General features: G+C 60.9%; 9 protein-coding genes, 2 tRNA genes and 3 rRNA genes. 6 read left to right on the top strand and 8 right to left on the bottom strand.

Annotated elements, in window-relative coordinates; genetic code table 11:
• The first annotated feature begins 142 nt into the window (after nt 1-142).
• The 5 genes from HQN78_RS15135 (at nt 143) to rrf (ending at nt 5,413) form a co-directional block, all read left to right on the top strand.
• Nucleotides 143-1,676 (top strand): 16S ribosomal RNA (locus tag HQN78_RS15135).
• An 85-nt stretch (nt 1,677-1,761) separates the two neighbouring features.
• Nucleotides 1,762-1,838 (top strand) — tRNA-Ile (locus tag HQN78_RS15130).
• A gap of 117 nt (nt 1,839-1,955) precedes the next feature.
• A tRNA-Ala gene (locus HQN78_RS15125) sits at nt 1,956-2,031 on the top strand.
• A gap of 258 nt (nt 2,032-2,289) precedes the next feature.
• A 23S ribosomal RNA gene (locus HQN78_RS15120) occupies nt 2,290-5,177 on the top strand.
• Between the two features lie 121 nt (nt 5,178-5,298).
• A 5S ribosomal RNA gene (rrf, locus tag HQN78_RS15115) occupies nt 5,299-5,413 on the top strand.
• Together the 16S, 23S and 5S rRNA genes with 2 tRNA genes alongside form the textbook arrangement of a ribosomal RNA operon.
• A gap of 107 nt (nt 5,414-5,520) precedes the next feature.
• Here the strand turns inward: rrf and HQN78_RS15110 are convergent.
• Nucleotides 5,521-5,964 (bottom strand): N-acetyltransferase, encoded by a 444-nt coding sequence (locus HQN78_RS15110; RefSeq protein ID WP_107800826.1) that lies wholly within the window; start codon nt 5,962-5,964, stop codon nt 5,521-5,523.
• 121 nt (nt 5,965-6,085) lie between these two features.
• Nucleotides 6,086-9,535, bottom strand: a complete 3,450-nt coding sequence (gene dnaE / locus HQN78_RS15105) for a DNA polymerase III subunit alpha (RefSeq protein ID WP_235084701.1) — start codon at nt 9,533-9,535, stop codon at nt 6,086-6,088.
• Between the two features lie 111 nt (nt 9,536-9,646).
• On the opposite strand from dnaE, the gene HQN78_RS15100 reads away from it, so the two are divergent.
• Nucleotides 9,647-10,255 carry a flavin reductase family protein gene (locus tag HQN78_RS15100; RefSeq protein WP_235084698.1) on the top strand — a complete coding sequence of 203 codons (609 nt, stop codon included), beginning with the start codon at nt 9,647-9,649 and terminating at the stop codon, nt 10,253-10,255.
• Here the strand turns inward: HQN78_RS15100 and HQN78_RS15095 are convergent.
• The 6 genes from HQN78_RS15095 to HQN78_RS15070 form a co-directional block, all read right to left on the bottom strand.
• Entirely contained in the window at nt 10,230-11,153 is a 924-nt protein-coding gene (locus tag HQN78_RS15095) for a VirK/YbjX family protein (RefSeq protein ID WP_235084695.1), read from the bottom strand. The two genes, HQN78_RS15100 and HQN78_RS15095, sit on opposite strands and share 26 nt — an antisense overlap.
• A gap of 120 nt (nt 11,154-11,273) precedes the next feature.
• Nucleotides 11,274-12,977, bottom strand: coding sequence for a glycosyltransferase family 39 protein (locus tag HQN78_RS15090; protein ID WP_235084692.1), 1,704 nt, complete (start codon nt 12,975-12,977; stop codon nt 11,274-11,276).
• 184 nt (nt 12,978-13,161) lie between these two features.
• Nucleotides 13,162-13,416, bottom strand: coding sequence for a PhaM family polyhydroxyalkanoate granule multifunctional regulatory protein (locus HQN78_RS15085; RefSeq protein WP_107800821.1), 255 nt, complete (start codon nt 13,414-13,416; stop codon nt 13,162-13,164).
• 79 nt (nt 13,417-13,495) lie between these two features.
• Nucleotides 13,496-15,772 (bottom strand): NADP-dependent malic enzyme, encoded by a 2,277-nt coding sequence (locus HQN78_RS15080; RefSeq protein WP_107800820.1) that lies wholly within the window; start codon nt 15,770-15,772, stop codon nt 13,496-13,498.
• Between the two features lie 155 nt (nt 15,773-15,927).
• The gene (locus tag HQN78_RS15075) at nt 15,928-17,256 is read right to left on the bottom strand and encodes a TRAP transporter large permease (RefSeq protein ID WP_081548523.1); all 1,329 of its coding nucleotides are present in this window, start codon (nt 17,254-17,256) and stop codon (nt 15,928-15,930) included.
• On the bottom strand, nt 17,253-17,843 hold the full coding sequence (locus tag HQN78_RS15070) for a TRAP transporter small permease (RefSeq protein WP_107800819.1): 591 nt from the start codon (nt 17,841-17,843) through the stop codon (nt 17,253-17,255). The genes HQN78_RS15075 and HQN78_RS15070 overlap by 4 nt, the downstream gene beginning before the upstream one ends.
• Nucleotides 17,844-17,859: the final 16 nt, after the last annotated feature.

The raw sequence follows: 17,859 nt of genomic DNA, 5'->3' as shown, positions 1-17,859 counted from the left end.
CGCAGCGATCTGCACCGATCTTTAACAGAACGAATAACCGATAGGTGTAAGTGCTCGGTCGATGACCAGACACTTGCACTGCAAGACGAGAAATGTCTCGATGTTTCTTTGATCTTGCGTGCCAGAAAATTTGCTTGGAATTGAACTGAAGAGTTTGATCCTGGCTCAGATTGAACGCTGGCGGCATGCTTTACACATGCAAGTCGAACGGTAACAGGGTGCTTGCACCGCTGACGAGTGGCGAACGGGTGAGTAATGCATCGGAATGTACCGTGTAATGGGGGATAGCTCGGCGAAAGCCGGATTAATACCGCATACGCCCTGAGGGGGAAAGTGGGGGACCGAAAGGCCTCACGTTATACGAGCAGCCGATGTCTGATTAGCTAGTTGGTGAGGTAAAGGCTCACCAAGGCGTCGATCAGTAGCGGGTCTGAGAGGATGATCCGCCACACTGGGACTGAGACACGGCCCAGACTCCTACGGGAGGCAGCAGTGGGGAATTTTGGACAATGGGCGCAAGCCTGATCCAGCCATGCCGCGTGTCTGAAGAAGGCCTTCGGGTTGTAAAGGACTTTTGTCCGGGAGCAAATCCTAGTGGTTAATAACCGCTGGGTCTGAGAGTACCGGAAGAATAAGCACCGGCTAACTACGTGCCAGCAGCCGCGGTAATACGTAGGGTGCAAGCGTTAATCGGAATTACTGGGCGTAAAGCGTGCGCAGGCGGTTGTGCAAGTCTGATGTGAAAGCCCGGGCTTAACCTGGGAACGGCATTGGAGACTGCACGACTAGAGTGCGTCAGAGGGGGGTAGAATTCCGCGTGTAGCAGTGAAATGCGTAGAGATGCGGAGGAATACCGATGGCGAAGGCAGCCCCTGGGATGACACTGACGCTCATGCACGAAAGCGTGGGGAGCAAACAGGATTAGATACCCTGGTAGTCCACGCCCTAAACGATGTCAACTAGCTGTTGGGGGTTTGAATCCTTGGTAGCGTAGCTAACGCGAGAAGTTGACCGCCTGGGGAGTACGGCCGCAAGGTTAAAACTCAAAGGAATTGACGGGGACCCGCACAAGCGGTGGATGATGTGGATTAATTCGATGCAACGCGAAAAACCTTACCTGGTCTTGACATGTAACGAACGCCGCAGAGATGTGGTGGTGCCCGAAAGGGAGCGTTAACACAGGTGCTGCATGGCTGTCGTCAGCTCGTGTCGTGAGATGTTGGGTTAAGTCCCGCAACGAGCGCAACCCTTGCCATTAGTTGCCATCATTAAGTTGGGCACTCTAATGGGACTGCCGGTGACAAACCGGAGGAAGGTGGGGATGACGTCAAGTCCTCATGGCCCTTATGACCAGGGCTTCACACGTCATACAATGGTCGGTACAGAGGGTCGCGAAGCCGCGAGGTGGAGCCAATCTCATAAAACCGATCGTAGTCCGGATCGCACTCTGCAACTCGAGTGCGTGAAGTCGGAATCGCTAGTAATCGCAGATCAGCATGCTGCGGTGAATACGTTCCCGGGTCTTGTACACACCGCCCGTCACACCATGGGAGTGAGTTTCACCAGAAGTGGGTAGGCTAACCGTAAGGAGGCCGCTTACCACGGTGGGATTCATGACTGGGGTGAAGTCGTAACAAGGTAGCCGTAGGGGAACCTGCGGCTGGATCACCTCCTTTCTAGAGAAGGTTGTTGATCGAGTACTTACAGCCTATCGGTTATTTGTAGTTAAGGGCGTCAGCCAGCGATGGCTGAACAAGAAATGGGTTTGTAGCTCAGCTGGTTAGAGCACCGTCTTGATAAGGCGGGGGTCGTTGGTTCGAGTCCAACCAGACCCACCAGAATTTCTGTTGTCGGAGTAATCCGGCCGCACAAATAAAGCTGAAAGGCAAGGCGAAAGGCGGCGAAGTGTGCTGATGCACACGAGGCGCGTTTCAATGCGGCATTTCAGGTTTAGAGGGGGATTAGCTCAGTTGGGAGAGCACCTGCTTTGCAAGCAGGGGGTCGTCGGTTCGATCCCGTCATCCTCCACCACAACTCAAACACAAGCGAGTTTGCAAGATAGCTTGATTGTGTTTGCGTTGTATTTTTAACGCCCGATCTTTAACAAACTGAAGAAGCCGAATATATAAAGACGGCGAGAAGGAAGCGTAGAGTTAACTCTTTACGCGGACGGATCGTCATCTTGGGTATTTGATTGTATCTAGGCTACGTCGCCATATCAAAAGGGGCGGTGTAGTCGTCGCACAAACACACTTGTTGTTTTGGTGATCTAGGTTACTGAAATGATAGGGTCAAGCGACTAAGTGCATCTGGTGGATGCCTTGGCGATCATAGGCGAAGAAGGACGTGTAAGCCTGCGAAAAGCGCGGGGGAGCTGGCAATAGAGCTTTGATCCCGCGATGTCCGAATGGGGAAACCCCTCCGCAAGGAGATCCCAGACTGAATCCATAGGTCTGAGGAGGCGAACGCAGCGAACTGAAACATCTAAGTAGCTGCAGGAAAAGAAATCAACCGAGATTCCGTTAGTAGTGGCGAGCGAACGCGGAAGAGCCTGTACGTGTTATGGATTGTGTTAGTGGAAGGTTCATGGAAAGGACCGCCATAGTGGGTGATAGCCCGTACACGAAAACGCATTCCAAGGACTAGGCGTACGATAAGTAGGGCGGGACACGAGAAATCCTGTCTGAAGATGGGGGGACCATCCTCCAAGGCTAAATACTCATGATCGACCGATAGTGAACCAGTACCGTGAGGGAAAGGCGAAAAGAACCCCGGGAGGGGAGTGAAATAGAACCTGAAACCGGATGCATACAAACAGTGGGAGCGGACTTGTTCCGTGACTGCGTACCTTTTGTATAATGGGTCAGCGACTTACGTTCAGTAGCGAGCTTAACCGAATAGGGGAGGCGTAGGGAAACCGAGTCCGAATAGGGCGCTTTAGTTGCTGGGCGTAGACCCGAAACCGAGTGATCTATCCATGGCCAGGATGAAGGTGCGGTAACACGCACTGGAGGTCCGAACCCACTAGTGTTGCAAAACTAGGGGATGAGCTGTGGATAGGGGTGAAAGGCTAAACAAACTCGGAGATAGCTGGTTCTCCCCGAAAACTATTTAGGTAGTGCCTCATGTATCACTTCCGGGGGTAAAGCACTGTTATGGCTAGGGGGTCATTGCGATTTACCAAACCATGGCAAACTCTGAATACCGGAAAGTGCGAGCATGGGAGACAGACGGTGGGTGCTAACGTCCATCGTCAAGAGGGAAACAACCCAGACCGCCAGCTAAGGTCCCAAATGATCAGTTAAGTGGTAAACGAGGTGGGAAGGCATAGACAGCCAGGATGTTGGCTTAGAAGCAGCCATCATTTAAAGAAAGCGTAATAGCTCACTGGTCGAGTCGTCCTGCGCGGAAGATGTAACGGGGCTCAAACTGATAACCGAAGCTGCGGATTTGCACGTAAGTGCAGATGGTAGGGGAGCGTTCTGTAGGTCTGTGAAGGTGTCTCGTAAGGGATGCTGGAGATATCAGAAGTGCGAATGCTGACATGAGTAGCGATAAAGCGGGTGAAAAGCCCGCTCGCCGAAAGCCCAAGGTTTCCTACGCAACGTTCATCGGCGTAGGGTGAGTCGGCCCCTAAGGCGAGGCTGAAAAGCGTAGTCGATGGGAAACGGGTTAAAATTCCCGTACTTTTATGCAGTGCGATGTGGGGACGGAGAAGGTTAGGTCATCAGACTGTTGGAATAGTCTGTTTAAGCCGGTAGGCTGGGGAGGTAGGCAAATCCGCCTTCCCTTAAGGCCGAGACGTGATGACGAGGGTCTACGGACCTGAAGTGACTGATACCACGCTTCCAGGAAAAGCCACTAAGCTTCAGCTGCATAAGAACCGTACCGCAAACCGACACAGGTGGGCAGGATGAGAATTCTAAGGCGCTTGAGAGAACTCAGGAGAAGGAACTCGGCAAATTGATACCGTAACTTCGGGAGAAGGTATGCCTCTTAGAGTGAATCCCCTGCGGGAGGAGCTTTGAGAGGTCGCAGAGAATCGGTGGCTGCGACTGTTTAACAAAAACACAGCACTGTGCCAACACGAAAGTGGACGTATACGGTGTGACGCCTGCCCGGTGCTGGAAGGTTAAGTGATGGGGTGCAAGCTCTTGATCGAAGCCCCAGTAAACGGCGGCCGTAACTATAACGGTCCTAAGGTAGCGAAATTCCTTGTCGGGTAAGTTCCGACCCGCACGAATGGCGTAACGATGGCCACACTGTCTCCTCCTGAGACTCAGCGAAGTTGAAGTGTTTGTGAAGATGCAATCTCCCCGCTGCTAGACGGAAAGACCCCGTGAACCTTTACTGTAGCTTTGCATTGGACTTTGAACAGACTTGTGTAGGATAGGTGGGAGGCTATGAAGTGGGAACGCTAGTTCTCATGGAGCCGTCCTTGAAATACCACCCTGGTGTGTTTGAGGTTCTAACCTTGGTCCGTGATCCGGATTGGGGACAGTGCATGGTAGGCAGTTTGACTGGGGCGGTCTCCTCCCAAAGTGTAACGGAGGAGTTCGAAGGTTACCTAGGTACGGTCGGAAATCGTGCTGATAGTGCAATGGCAAAAGGTAGCTTAACTGCGAGACCGACAAGTCGAGCAGGTGCGAAAGCAGGACATAGTGATCCGGTGGTTCTGAATGGAAGGGCCATCGCTCAACGGATAAAAGGTACTCCGGGGATAACAGGCTGATACCGCCCAAGAGTTCACATCGACGGCGGTGTTTGGCACCTCGATGTCGGCTCATCACATCCTGGGGCTGTAGCCGGTCCCAAGGGTATGGCTGTTCGCCATTTAAAGTGGTACGTGAGCTGGGTTCAAAACGTCGTGAGACAGTTTGGTCCCTATCTGCAGTGGGCGTTGGAAGTTTGACGGGGGCTGCTCCTAGTACGAGAGGACCGGAGTGGACGCACCTCTGGTGTACCGGTTGTGACGCCAGTCGCATTGCCGGGTAGCTAAGTGCGGAAGAGATAACCGCTGAAAGCATCTAAGCGGGAAACTCGCCTGAAGATGAGACTTCCCTGAGGGCTTGACCCTCCTGAAGAGTCGTTCGAGACCAGGACGTTGATAGGTCGGGTGTGGAAGCGCTGTGAGGCGTTAAGCTAACCGATACTAATTGCTCGTGAGGCTTGATCCTATCATTTGAGTGGCTTGGGAAACCGAGTGACGAGATAGTGTTGTGCGACACAATTGAATACCGAATATATGCGGGGTGGTGTAGACCATCCCAGGCTTCTTCAAGTTTGTACCAGTTTATGTCTGGTGGCCATAGCGAGGTGGTCCCACGCCTTCCCATCCCGAACAGGACCGTGAAACGCCTTAGCGCCGATGATAGTGTGGCATTCGCCATGTGAAAGTAGGACACCGCCAGACGCCCCATTGCAAAGCCCAGCTCACACGAGCTGGGCTTTATGCATTGCGCTGCCGGACGGAACTAGAAGCAAGCCTCCCCAAAGGGAGGCTTTGTTGCGTCTGGACGGCTAGAAATCCGCGCGCATGACCAGGCGCGGATCGTTGTCGCCGAAGTAATGAGGCTGATGCTCGACGACGACAAAGCCAAGCTGCTGGTACAGCCTGACCGCGGGGTTGTCGGGGTGGACTGTCAGTTTCGCGTGGCTGGCCTGGCGCGCCCGCAGCGCCTGCAGCAAGGCCTGCAGCAGTTGCTTGCCTACGCCTTGTCCGCGGCAATGCTCGTGGACCGCCAGCGACATGATCCAGAATTCGCCTTGCCCGCTGCCCGGCGCGCCGATGATGTAGCCGCCCAGTGCCCCGTCTTGCGCGCCCGGCGCGACGAAGAACAGGTCCGGCCACAGGTCGTGAGCCTGGCGGAAGAAAAAGTCCGGGTAGACGTGGTGGCCGAATACCGCTTGCTCGATCTGGAAGACCGGGGCGACGTCTTGGAGTTGCGCCGGGCGTGCCGTCATCTGAAAACATCCTCTTCTGTGGTGCGTTTGAGCGGGCAAGCCTACTGCAATGCCCGGCGCTTGCAAAGCGCGGGGCAAGAAAAAAGCCGCGCTGCGCGCGGCTTGGCGGGAGCGCGGCGGCTCACCACATCACTTTGACCTTGTCGTTGCCCAGCCAGTCCTGCAGCGCCAGCAACAGCCCGTCGTCCAGCCGGACGCCCCAGGGCGGGGGCAGCATTAGGTCGCCGCTGGCCGCGCCGTTGTTGTAATGGATGCGCACCGGGCAGCCGGCGTCTTCGCTGCGGAACGGGTGCAGCTGGGCCTTGAGTTTGCTGACGTCCACCTTGCCGGCCAGTTTCAGCGACAGGCTGCGCGCGTAGCGGCTGCGCGCCTCGCCCAGCTCATAGACTTTGTCTGCGATGATGCGCAGGCCGCCGGAGAAGTTGTCCTCGCTGACCTTGCCTTCTATCACCAGCACCACGTCGTCTTTCAAGCGGCTGCGGTTGGCTTCGAAGCTTTCCGCGAACAGGCTGACTTCCAATTTGGTGCTGCCGTCGTCCAGCTGCACGAAGGCCATTTTGCCGCGGTTGCCCACTTTGACGCGGATGCCGGTGACGAAGCCGGCCAGCAACTGGGGCTCCTTGCGCGGGCTGAGCCGGGACAGCGGGGTCTTGATGAAGCCGCGGATTTCCTTGGCGTAGGCGGCGAAAGGGTGGCCGGACAGGTAGAAGCCGATGGCCAGCTTTTCTTCCGCCAGCTTGACCGCGTCGCTCCACGGCTTGATCTCGACCATTTCCACGCTGGGGGCGACGTCGTCGCCGAACATGTCGAACAAGCCGCCCTGATTGGCGTTGGCGTGCTCCTGTTCGGCGGCGTCCATCGCCAGCCCGACGTTGCCGAACAGCTTGGCCCGGTTGGGCTCTATGCTGTCGAAGGCGCCGGCGCGGATCAGCGCTTCGATCACGCGCTTGTTGACGATCTTCTTGTCGGTGCGGCTGCAGAAGTCGAACAAGTCCTTGAACGGCCCGGACGCGGCGCGGACCGCGACGATGTGGTCGACGGCGGCTTCGCCGGTGCCCTTGATCGCGCCCAGCGCATAGCGGATGTGCTTGCGGTCCACGGGCACGAAGCGGTAGTAGCTCTGGTTGACGTCGGGCGGCAGGAAGATCAGGCCGTTTTTGCCGTCCACGCTGTCGTCGTAGAACACCTTGAGCTGGTCGGTGTTGTCCAATTCCGAGGACATGGTGGCCGCCATGAAGGCCGCGGTGTGGTGGGCCTTGAGCCAGGCGGTCTGATAGGAGACCACGGCGTAGGCGGCGGTGTGCGACTTGTTGAAGCCGTACTCGGCGAACTTGGCCATCAGGTCGAACAGCATTTCGGCGAGCTTGGGGTCGTAGCCCTTGGTGGCCGCGCCCTGGGCGATCTTGCCGCGGTGCTCGGCCATTTCCTCCGGTTTTTTCTTGCCCATCGCCCGGCGCAGCATGTCGGCGCCGCCCAGGGTGTAACCGCCGATGATCTGCGAGATCTGCATCACCTGTTCCTGGTAGACGATCACGCCGTAGGTCGGGTCCAGGCAGGCCTGCAGGTCCGGGTGGTAGTAGTCGACCTCTTGCTTGCCGGCCTTGCGCAGGATGAAGTCGTCCACCATGCCGGAGCCGAGCGGGCCCGGACGGTACAGGGCCAGCACAGCGATGATGTCTTCGAAACGGTCGGGCTTCAGTTTTTCCAGCAGCCGCTTCATGCCGTCCGATTCAAGCTGGAAGACGGCGGTGGTATTGGCCTGCTGCAGCACTTTGTAGGCGGCGGCGTCGGTGAACTCGAGCAGATTGAGGTCGGTGTCGAAGCTGGGGTCCAGGTCCTTGATGTAGCCGACGGCCAGTTCGATAATCGTCAGGTTGCGCAGGCCGAGGAAGTCGAACTTCACCAGGCCCACTTTTTCCACATCGTCCTTGTCCAGCATGGACACCGGCACCGAGCCGTCGCCGCTGGCCTGGTACATCGGGCAGAAGTCGGTGATCTTGCCCGGCGCGATCAAGACGCCGCCGGCGTGCATGCCGATGTTGCGAGTCAGGCCTTCCAGCTTCTTGGCCAACTCCCACAGCTCGCGCAGTTCCTCCTCGTTTTCCAGCCGCTCGCGCAGCACCGGCTCCATTTCCACAGCGTCGTCCAGCGAGTATTGCTTGCCGGGCGCGGCGGGAATCAGTTTGGAGATGCCGTCGCAGAACATATACGGCAAGTCCAGCACCCGGCCGACGTCGCGTACCACGGCCTTGGCCGCCATGGTGCCGAAGGTGGCGATCTGCGACACCGCTTCGGCGCCGTATTTCTGGCGCACGTATTCAATCACGCGGTAGCGGTTGTCCTGACAGAAGTCGATGTCGAAGTCGGGCATGGAGACCCGCTCGGGGTTGAGGAAGCGTTCGAACAGCAGCGCGTAGGCCAGCGGGTCGATGTCGGTGATGCCGATGCTGTAGGCCACCAGCGAGCCGGCGCCGGAGCCGCGGCCGGGACCCACCGGGCAGCCGTTGTTCTTGGCCCAGTTGATGAAGTCCGCCACGATCAGGAAGTAGCCGGGGAAGCCCATCTGGATGATGGTGTCGCACTCGATCTTCAAGCGCTCGTCGTAGCGCGGCCGCTCTTGGGCGCGCGTTTCCGGATCGGGATAGAGCTTGGCCAGCCGTTCTTCCAATCCTTCCTGGGACAGGTGCACCAGGTAGTCGTCCAGCGTCATGCCGTCCGGCGTCGGGAATTGCGGCAGGTAGTTCTTGCCCAGTTGCACGCTGATATTGCAGCGGCGGGCGATTTCCACCGAGTTTTCCAGCGCCTCGGGGATGTCGGCGAAGCGCTCCAGCATCTGCTCGGTGGACAGGAAGTATTGGTTTTCCTCGAAGCTGCGCGGCCGGCGCTTGTCGCCCAGGGTGAAGCCCTCGGCGATGCAGACGCGGGCCTCGTGGGCCTTGAAGTCGTCCGGGTCCATGAACTGGATGGGGTGGGTGGCCACCACCGGCAGGCCGGTCTCGCCGGCCAGCCACAGCGAGGCTTGCAGCGCGTGCTCCACCTGCGGGTTGTTCAGACGCTGCAACTCCAGGTAGAAGCTGTCCGGGAAGCAGCTCTCCCAATATTCGGCGCGGCGGCGCGCCTCGTCGCGCTGGCCCATCAGCAGGGCCTGGCCCACATCGCCCATGTGGGCGCCGGACAGGCAGATCAGGCCGCTGTTGTCGCCGTTTTCCAGCCAGGCGCGCTTGAGTTCGGCGCGGCCGCGGTACTGATTGTGGGTGTAGGCGTCGGCCAGCAGTTCGCACAAGCGCCCGTAGCCCTGGCGGTTCTTCACCGTCAGCATCAGGCGATAGGGTTTGTCGCGGTCATCCTCGTTTTCCAGCCAGACATCGCAGGACACGATGGGCTTGACGCCTTTGTCCCGGCAGCCCTTGTAGAACTTGACCATGCCGAAGATGTTCATCAGATCGGACATGCCCACCGCGGGCATATTGTCCTTGATGGCGCGCTTGATGGCGTCATCCAGGCGTACGATGCCGTCGGTGATGGAGAACTCCGAATGGAGGCGCAGATGGATAAAACGAGGTGAGTTCATCGCGTCATTTTACCTGCCGAGCGGTTGCGACACCATCGCCGGGCGCAATTGGCGGCGCTGGTATTTTGCTGCTATGCAGCATTAGAATGATGGCATCTAGGAGGAATCCCCATGGACTGCGACATCAAGAGCTTGCCGCCGGAGGCGGTCTACCCTTTGCTGGTGGGCAGCGTGCAGCCCCGGCCCATCGCCTGGGTCAGCACTCAGGACTTGCGGGGCGTGGCCAATCTGGCGCCGTTTTCCTTCTTCACCGTGGCCAGCGTGAAGCCGCCGGTGCTGGCGCTGAGCATTCTGACGCCGGCCAGCGGCGGCGAGAAGGATACCCTGGCCAATATCCGCGCCACCGGCGAGTTCGTCGTTAATGTGGTGCCGGAGCGCTTGGCGGAGGCGATGAACCTCAGCTGCGGCCCTTATGCGCCGGAGGTGGACGAGTTCGATCTGGCCGGCGTGAGCAAGGCGCGCAGCCGGCAGGTGAGGGCGCCGGGCGTGGAACAGGCGCCGCTGCGTTTCGAATGCGTGCTGAGCCAGTGCCTGGTGCTGGGCGAAGGCGCGGGCGCCGGCAATCTGGTGTTGGGCGAGGTGCGCCACGTGCATGTGGCGGACGAGGCGTGGCGGGACGGCCGCGTGGCGAGCAAGGCCCTGGACTTGGTGGGCAAGCTGGGCGGCGACGAGTTCAGCCGCGCGAAGACTGCTTTCAGTTTGCGGCGGCCCGGCGCGTGACGGCGCTGCGGCTCTGGCTGGCCAGTTCGTCCAGCAAGGCGTAGCGGCGCTGATATTCCGCGCGTTTCTTGCTGGCGATCTCGCTCAGGGGCTTGCGCGGCAGTTGCAGCGGCAGGCTGAAGAAGCGCTTGCAAGCGGTGGGCTGGGCGTCGAAGGTGTCCCAGAAGCTGTCGTAATCGGCAAAGAACTGGCGGCGATAGCGCCAGGAGCTGTAGATATGCTGCCATTTGCTGACGGCCAGCACCTGGTTGGCGCCTATTTCCTGGGCCAGCGCGACCAAGGCCTCAACCGCCAAACGCTTGGGAAACAGGCCGTGGCTTTGCTTGGTGAGCTGGTGCACGGCTTCCGCGCCATGGGGTTTGCGCGGGCCTTGCAGGCCGCCGATGATGATGGCGGTTTCACCTTGATGGCGGGTGATGGTGAAGGTCAGCGTGGCGATGGCGATCCCTTCCTCCGAGCAGATCTGCAAGGACAACTCGCCTTCTTTGTCGAAGCTGTGGCGGTGCGTCAGCACCGCCGTGATCGCGGCCTCGTTTTTGCCGAGCAGCGTGGCCAGCGGCAGACCGGCGTCGCTGAGCAGGCTGCGGTAGGCGGCGGGAGACACCCGCGTCGCCAGCGTCTGATAGTGTTCGCGCAGAGCCGCCAGCTTACCGCTTGGGCCAAGAGCGCGGTACAGATAGGGGCGGTGCAGCTTGCAGGCCAGCCGCGGATTGGCTTGCAGATGGCGGCGCAGCGCGGGTTGGCCCCAGCTGTCCAGCCAGCGCAGCGTCCAGGGCAGGGTCAGCAGTCCGCGCAGCGCGAATTTGCAGCGATTCTTCCCTTCGTCGAATCCGTCCTTGCGGGAGAAGCGCCCGCTGGCCAGAGACCAGAATAAATCCACCGCGTTCAGCGCCGACATACCATAACCTCAAGAAAAAAAGGGTTAAGGCTACGTTATCGCGGCGCTGTGATTGTTAATGAATATGGGGCAAATTGTGACGAATTGTGACGATTTCGTCTGAAATTAAATACATTGTAATTATTTTCCCGTATCCAACAGCTGGCCCAGAGGTTGTTCCAGCCGATACAGGCGGAAGCGTTCCTTTGGGTCGCCCGGACGCTGGAAGCTCGCCATCGGCGTCAGACCGCGGAGAAAGGCCGGCAGCTGGTCGTGAAGAGACTGGACCAGCAACCAGCGGCAGTCTTTGGCTTGCGACGTGCTTTCCAGCCGCAGCGTGCGGTAATCGGCGTAGTAGTCCAGCAGCGCGCGTTGGGGTTCGCCCAGGCCGACGCTGGCGACGCATTCGCCTTGCCGGCCGATGTCGGCCAGGACAGGGCGCAGCGGGGCGAAGGTTTCGCGGTAGCGCATGCCGTGATCCAGCGCCGGTAGCCACAGCGTGGCCAGGCCGCCCCACAACAGCACGATGGTCAGGCTCCAGCGCCAGGCGAAGCCGGGCGCGGTATCGGCCGGGAAGCGTCGCCATAGCCAGGCCGCGCCGCCGGCGATCAGGCCGAAGGCCAGCCAGGTCCATGGATGCCACTGCGGGTGCCAATCGGTGAACTTGCGGTGCAGCAGGTGACGGGACCATTGCGCCGGTTCGCCGGTGGAAAGCACCCAGGCGACGGCGAGCACGAAGGCGCCAAGCGCCAGGCAGAGAAACAGGCTGAAGCCGGACAGCGCGCGCCAGCCGCGATGGGATTCGCCGGCGCGCAAACCGGCGATGGCCAGCAGCGCCAGCGGCAGCAGCAAGGGCATCGCATAGAGTTCGCGGGCGTCGCCCGCCAGCGACAAGACGGTCAGCGTCACCAGCCAGAGCAGCGCCGGCGCCGCCGGCCAGGCGCGGGTCCATTGTCGGCGGCCGCGCCACAGCCCCCACAAGGCCAGCGGCAAGACCGGGATGCCGTACCAGGGCAGGGTGCGGCCGTAGAACAGGCGCGGCGCCTTGGGGCCCAGGTGGGCGCTGCCGTCGAAGCGGCCGAAGTTGTTCACTTTGAACCACAGCTGGAACAAGGCCGGGTCGCGCAAGTACAGGCTCAAGCCCCACAGCGCGGTCAGCGGCAGGCCGATCAACGCGGCCAGCAGCAGGCCGCCGGCGTAACGGCGGTTGCGGTAATCCGGGTGCAGCGGCAGCAACAAGGCGGTCAGGCCCAGGCAGCCGGGGCCGAGCAGGCCCTTGCTCAGGAAGGCGACGCCGCCGCCCAGGCCCAGCAGCGCGCCGCCGAGCAAGGCGCGCCGGCGCAGCAGCACCAGTCCGGCCAGACCCCAGGCCACGCCGGCCAGCAGGGCGGTGTCCGTGATCATCTGATGGGCGCGCATCGGCAGGCCCAGGCAACCCAGCAGCAGCAAGGCGCCCCAGGCGGCGGCGCGGCGGCCGTACAAGGCGCCGGCGGAGACGGCGGTGCCGGCCAGGGCCAGCGCCATCCAGCCGCCGGCGGCCAGCCGCGCGGCGTCCGGCGCGCTGAGCCAGCCGCTGAACAATTGCATGGTGAAGGCGGCGCTGATGAAGAACAGCGGCGGCTTTTCCATGAAGGGCTCGCCGGCCAGCGTCGGCACGATCCAGTCGCCGGTCTGAGCGATATGGCGGATCAGGCCGAAGGTGTAGGCTTCGTCCGGCTTCCAGGGCTCATGACCCACCAGGCCGGGCAGCAGCCAGGCGACGGCGATGAGCAAGAACAGCCAGACGGGGATGGAAGGCAGGCCGGAATCTGCGGGCTGCGCGGCGTAAGGAGTGGAGAAACGCATGGAGTCCGCGGAAAAGTGGTCGTTAATTGTTATGGGAAAGGGGAGGGCGAGCCGTCCCGTTCATCACCTTGAGGCATGGCGACCGCGGGCTTCTGCCAGGAAGATCCGCGGCCGGACGGTAGAGTGTAGCGTTGTTTGCGCGCCAAGCAAACTTGAGCGCAGCCGCATCGGGGCGGGGGCGGTTTCAATTGTGCGGCGGGTCTTTAGGCCGCATCGAGTGCAGCGCGGACTTCTGCATTTCCAGGGCTTTGATCTGCATGCTCAGCATGCCCATATTCATGGTCAGCCAGCTTTCCACCACGCGCAATTCCGCCAGCTTGCGCTCGATCTCCTCCTCGCTCATCGGCGGCAGAAAGGGCTGCATGCCCGGCGGCGTGGCGGTTTGCCAGAACTGGCGGAATAGGGAGAAGGGGTCGTTGGGGTTGAATTCGTTGCTCATGAGCGGCTCCCTTGGCGAAGAAAAAACGGGCAAGCTGTGCTTGCCCGTTCAGTATATGCCTTAAATGCCAGGCAAACGCTTACTTGCTGTTCTGCGCGTCCACGGCGGCCAGGGCCACCATGTTGACGATGCGGCGCACCGAAGCGATCGGGGTCAGGATGTGAGCCGGCTTGCTCATGCCCATCAGGATGGGGCCGATGGTCACGCCGTCGGAGGCGGAAACGCGCAACAGGTTGTAGCTGATGTTGGCGGCTTCCACATTCGGCATGATCAACAGATTGGCCGAGCCTTTCAGCGTGCTGTCCGGCATGGCCTGGTTGCGGATGCTTTCCACCAACGCGGCGTCGCCCTGCATTTCGCCGTCGATTTCCAGATCCGGCTGCGCCGAGCGGATCTGGTCGAAGGCGGCGCGCATCTTCTGCGCCGACGCGCTGTTCAGCGTGCCGAAGCTGGAGTTGGACAGCAGCGCGGCCTTGGGCGCAATGCCGAAGCGCTTGATCGATTCGCTGGCCATGCGGGTGATGCTGGCCAGTTGCTCGGCGCTCGGGTCGGCGTTGACGTAGGTGTCGGCGATGAAGATGTTGCCGGTGGGCAGGATCAGCGCGTTCATCGCGCCGGCCACTTGCTCCGGGTTGTTGTAGCCGAGCACGGTTTCAACGATGTCGAAGTGCTGGCGGTACGGCCCGTAGGTGCCGCAGATCATCGCGTCGGCGTCGCCGCGGCGCACCATCATTGCGCCGATCAGCGTGGTGTTGCCGATCACGCGACGGCGAGCCTGCTCCTGGGACACGCCCTTGCGCTTGGTCAGCTGGTAGTACTCTTTCCAGTACTCGGCGAAGCGCGGATCGGATTCGTTGTTGACGATCTCGAAGTCCTTGCCGGCTACCAGTTTCAGGCCCAGCTTCTGGATGCGCATGTCGATGACGCTGGGGCGGCCGATCAGGATGGGCTTGGCCAGGCCTTGGGTGACGATTTCCTGCGTGGCGTGCAGCACGCGCTCGTCTTCGCCCTCGGTCAGCACCACGCGCTTCTGGTCTTTCTTGGCCTGGGCGAACACCGGCTTCATGAACAGATTGGTCTTGTACACGAACTGGGCCAGTTGATCGGCGTAGGCGTCGAAGTCCTGGATCGGGCGAGTGGCCACGCCGGAATCCATTGCGGCCTTGGCCACGGCGGGCGCGATCTTGACGATCAGACGCGGGTCGAACGGTTTCGGAATCACGTATTCCGGGCCGAAGGACAGTTCCTGGTCGCCGTAGGCGGTGGCCACCACGTCGTTTTGCTCGGCCAGCGCCAGGTCGGCGATGGCGCGCACCGTGGCCAGCTTCATCTCTTCATTGATGGTGGTGGCGCCCACGTCCAGCGCGCCGCGGAAGATGAAGGGGAAGCACAGCACGTTGTTGACCTGGTTCGGATAGTCCGAACGGCCGGTGCCGATGATGGCGTCCGGGCGCACTTCCTTGACCAGCGGCGGCAGAATTTCCGGCTCCGGGTTGGCCATGGCCAGGATCAGCGGCGAGCGGGCCATGGATTTGACCATGTCCTGGGACACCAGCTTGGGACCGGACAGGCCCATGAAGATGTCGGCGCCGGCCATGGCGTCGGCCAGCTTGCGTTGGCCGTTGTCCTTGATCGCGTAGCGTTTCTTGGAGTCGTCCAGTTTCTCGTCGCGGCCTTCGTAGATCACGCCCTTGGAGTCGCAGACGGTGATGTTGTCGCGGTTCACGCCCAGCGCCACCAGCAGGTCCAGGCAGGCGATGGCGGCGGCGCCGGCGCCGGAGGCCACCACGCGCACTTGCGCGATGTCCTTCTCCACCAGGCGCAGGCCGTTGAGCACCGCGGCGGCGGCCACGATGGCGGTGCCGTGCTGGTCGTCATGGAACACCGGAATGTTCATGCGTTCGCGGCACTTCTTCTCGATGTAGAAGCACTCGGGCGCCTTGATGTCTTCCAGGTTGATGCCGCCGAAAGTGGGTTCCAGCGAACAGATGATGTCCACCAGCTTGTCCGGATCCAGCTCGTTGACCTCGATGTCGAACACATCGATGCCGGCGAACTTCTTGAACAGCACGCCCTTGCCTTCCATCACCGGCTTGCCGGCCAGCGCGCCGATATTGCCCAGGCCCAGCACCGCGGTGCCGTTGGAGATCACCGCCACCAGATTGCCGCGCGCGGTGTATTTGTAGGCGTTCAGCGGATCTTCCACGATGGCGTCGCAGGCGGCCGCCACTCCGGGGGAGTAGGCCAGGGCGAGATCGCGTTGGGTGGTGAGAGGCTTGGTCGGGGCAACCTGGATTTTGCCCGGGTTGGGGTACTGGTGGTATTCCAGTGCGCTCTGGCGCAATTGCTCGTCCATTCTCTGGGACTCCTGAGGTTGATCTTTAGGTGGTTGGTTGGTGTAAGAGAGTAACTACACATTATACGGGCTTAAGGGCGGGCGGGGCTATCGCCTTGTCGGACAAAAAACGCGATGGCGCATGCCATCGCGTTTTCACGCCTGTCAGGCGGATGCTAATTCACCATGCCCAGCGCGCGCGGCAGCCACAGCGAGATCTCCGGAATGTAGGTGACGGCCACCAGGAAGCCCAGCATGGTCAGCAACCAGGGCCAGACCGCCACCGTTAGTTCGGTGATGCCCATCTTGGTGATCCCGGAAGCCACGTAAAGGTTCAATCCCACCGGCGGGTGGCACATGCCCACTTCCATGTTCACCGCGATCAGAATGCCGAAGTGGATGGGATTGACGCCCAGTTTCACCGCCACCGGATAAAGGATGGGCGCCATGATCAGCACGATGGCGGACGGGTCCATGAAGTTGCCGGCCGCCAGCAGCAGGATATTGGTCAGCAGCAGGAAGGCGACGATGCCCAGGCCCTGGCCGGTCATCCAGGCCGCCATCGCCTGCGGAATCTGCTCGGACGCCAGCAGGAAGGAGAACAGCACCGCGTTGGTGATGATGTAGAGCAGCATGGAACTCATCGACGCCGCGTTCAGCAAGACCTTGGGCACGTCCTTCAGTCCCATGTCCTTGTAGACGAAGACCGCGATCACGAAGGCGTACACCGCCGCCATCGCCGCCGCCTCGGTGGGCGTGAAGATGCCGCTGTAAATGCCGCCTATCACCAGCGCGATCAACAACAAGCCCCAGACGCTGTCGCGGAAAGCCTGCCAACGCTCGCCCCAGCCGGCGCGGGGCAGGCGCGGGTAGTCGAACTTCTTGGCGCGGAACCAGGTGGTCAGGCCCAGCAGCAGGGACAGGCACAGGCCGGGCAGCACGCCCGCCATGAACAGCTGGCCCACCGAGGCGGTGCTGACGCTCATGCCGTTGGGGCCGGTGACATCCATGCCGGCGGTGGCGATGCTGTACATCACCAGATTGATCGACGGCGGAAACAGAATGCCCAGCGCGCCGGAAGTGGTGATCACGCCGGCGCCGAAGCGCTGCGGATAGCCCTGCTTGACCATGGCCGGCAGAATGATGGAACCCACCGCCACCACGGTGGCGACAGATGAGCCGGTGATGGCGGCGAACAACGCGCAGGACACCACGCCGGCCAGACCCAGGCCGCCGTACCAGTGGCCCACCAGCGTGGTGGCGAAGCGGATCATCCGTTTGGCCACGCCGCCGTGCATCAGGAAGTTGCCGGCCAGGATGAAGAAGGGGATGGCCATGATTTCAAACTTCTCGATGCCGGTGAACAGCTTCAGCGCCACCGAAGTGACCGGCACATCCGTCATGGTGAACAGGAAGGTCAGCACCGTCAGGCCCAGGGAGATGGAAATCGGCATGCCGGTCAGCATCAGCAGCATCAACAGGCCGAAAATGATCAAGGCGCTCATGGGCGGCCTCCGTGATGCATATCGTGGGGGTGCATATTGTCCAGCTGCTCGTCGCCGTCCAGGCCGTCCACATGGCCGTGGTCATGCTTGGGCAGCGAGCCGGTCCTGAGGAAATTCCAGGCCACTTGCAGGAAGCGGAAGCACATCAGCGAAGAACCACAGGGAATGGCCAGGTAGACCAGCCACATCGGCGCCTCCAGATCCGGCGAGGTTTGATCGGTGTGGGCGATGTCCCAGACGAAATCCGCGCCCATGACGGCGACGGTGCCGGTGAACAGCGCGCCGGCCAGCAGGCCGAAGACGATGAAACGTCCGCGGCGTTTGTCGCTGAGCCGGTTGATCAGCACGTCCACGCCGACATGGATGCCGGTGCGCACGCCGTAAGCGGCGCCGAACTTGGCCATCCAGACGAAGAGGTAAATGGTCAGCTCCTGCGCCCAGGACATATTGATGTGGGCGAGCAGCGGTTGCAGAGTGGCGATGCCCGAACCGTAGCGGTGCAGCACCGCGGTAAAGGTGATGAGGGTGGCCGCCCCCATCAGGCAGGCGATCATCCACTCCTCAAGGTGATCGAGGAATTTCAACATATCTGTCTCCGCATGG

The sequence above is a fragment of the Chromobacterium sp. Beijing genome, from assembly GCF_021496765.1.
Lineage (GTDB): Bacteria > Pseudomonadota > Gammaproteobacteria > Burkholderiales > Chromobacteriaceae > Chromobacterium.
The sequence above is the reverse complement of the archived record's forward strand: the minus strand, read 5'-3'. Positions and strand labels throughout refer to the sequence as shown.

What these genes read in the sequence shown, in the direction of transcription:
- HQN78_RS15110 (WP_107800826.1), bottom strand. Translation starts at nt 5,964, where the DNA reads ATGACGGCACGCCCGGCGCAACTCCAAGACGTCGCCCCGGTCTTCCAG.
- dnaE (WP_235084701.1), bottom strand. Translation starts at nt 9,535, where the DNA reads ATGAACTCACCTCGTTTTATCCATCTGCGCCTCCATTCGGAGTTCTCC.
- HQN78_RS15100 (WP_235084698.1), top strand. Translation starts at nt 9,647, where the DNA reads ATGGACTGCGACATCAAGAGCTTGCCGCCGGAGGCGGTCTACCCTTTG.
- HQN78_RS15095 (WP_235084695.1), bottom strand. Translation starts at nt 11,153, where the DNA reads ATGTCGGCGCTGAACGCGGTGGATTTATTCTGGTCTCTGGCCAGCGGG.
- HQN78_RS15090 (WP_235084692.1), bottom strand. Translation starts at nt 12,977, where the DNA reads ATGCGTTTCTCCACTCCTTACGCCGCGCAGCCCGCAGATTCCGGCCTG.
- HQN78_RS15085 (WP_107800821.1), bottom strand. Translation starts at nt 13,416, where the DNA reads ATGAGCAACGAATTCAACCCCAACGACCCCTTCTCCCTATTCCGCCAG.
- HQN78_RS15080 (WP_107800820.1), bottom strand. Translation starts at nt 15,772, where the DNA reads ATGGACGAGCAATTGCGCCAGAGCGCACTGGAATACCACCAGTACCCC.
- HQN78_RS15075 (WP_081548523.1), bottom strand. Translation starts at nt 17,256, where the DNA reads ATGAGCGCCTTGATCATTTTCGGCCTGTTGATGCTGCTGATGCTGACC.
- HQN78_RS15070 (WP_107800819.1), bottom strand. Translation starts at nt 17,843, where the DNA reads ATGTTGAAATTCCTCGATCACCTTGAGGAGTGGATGATCGCCTGCCTG.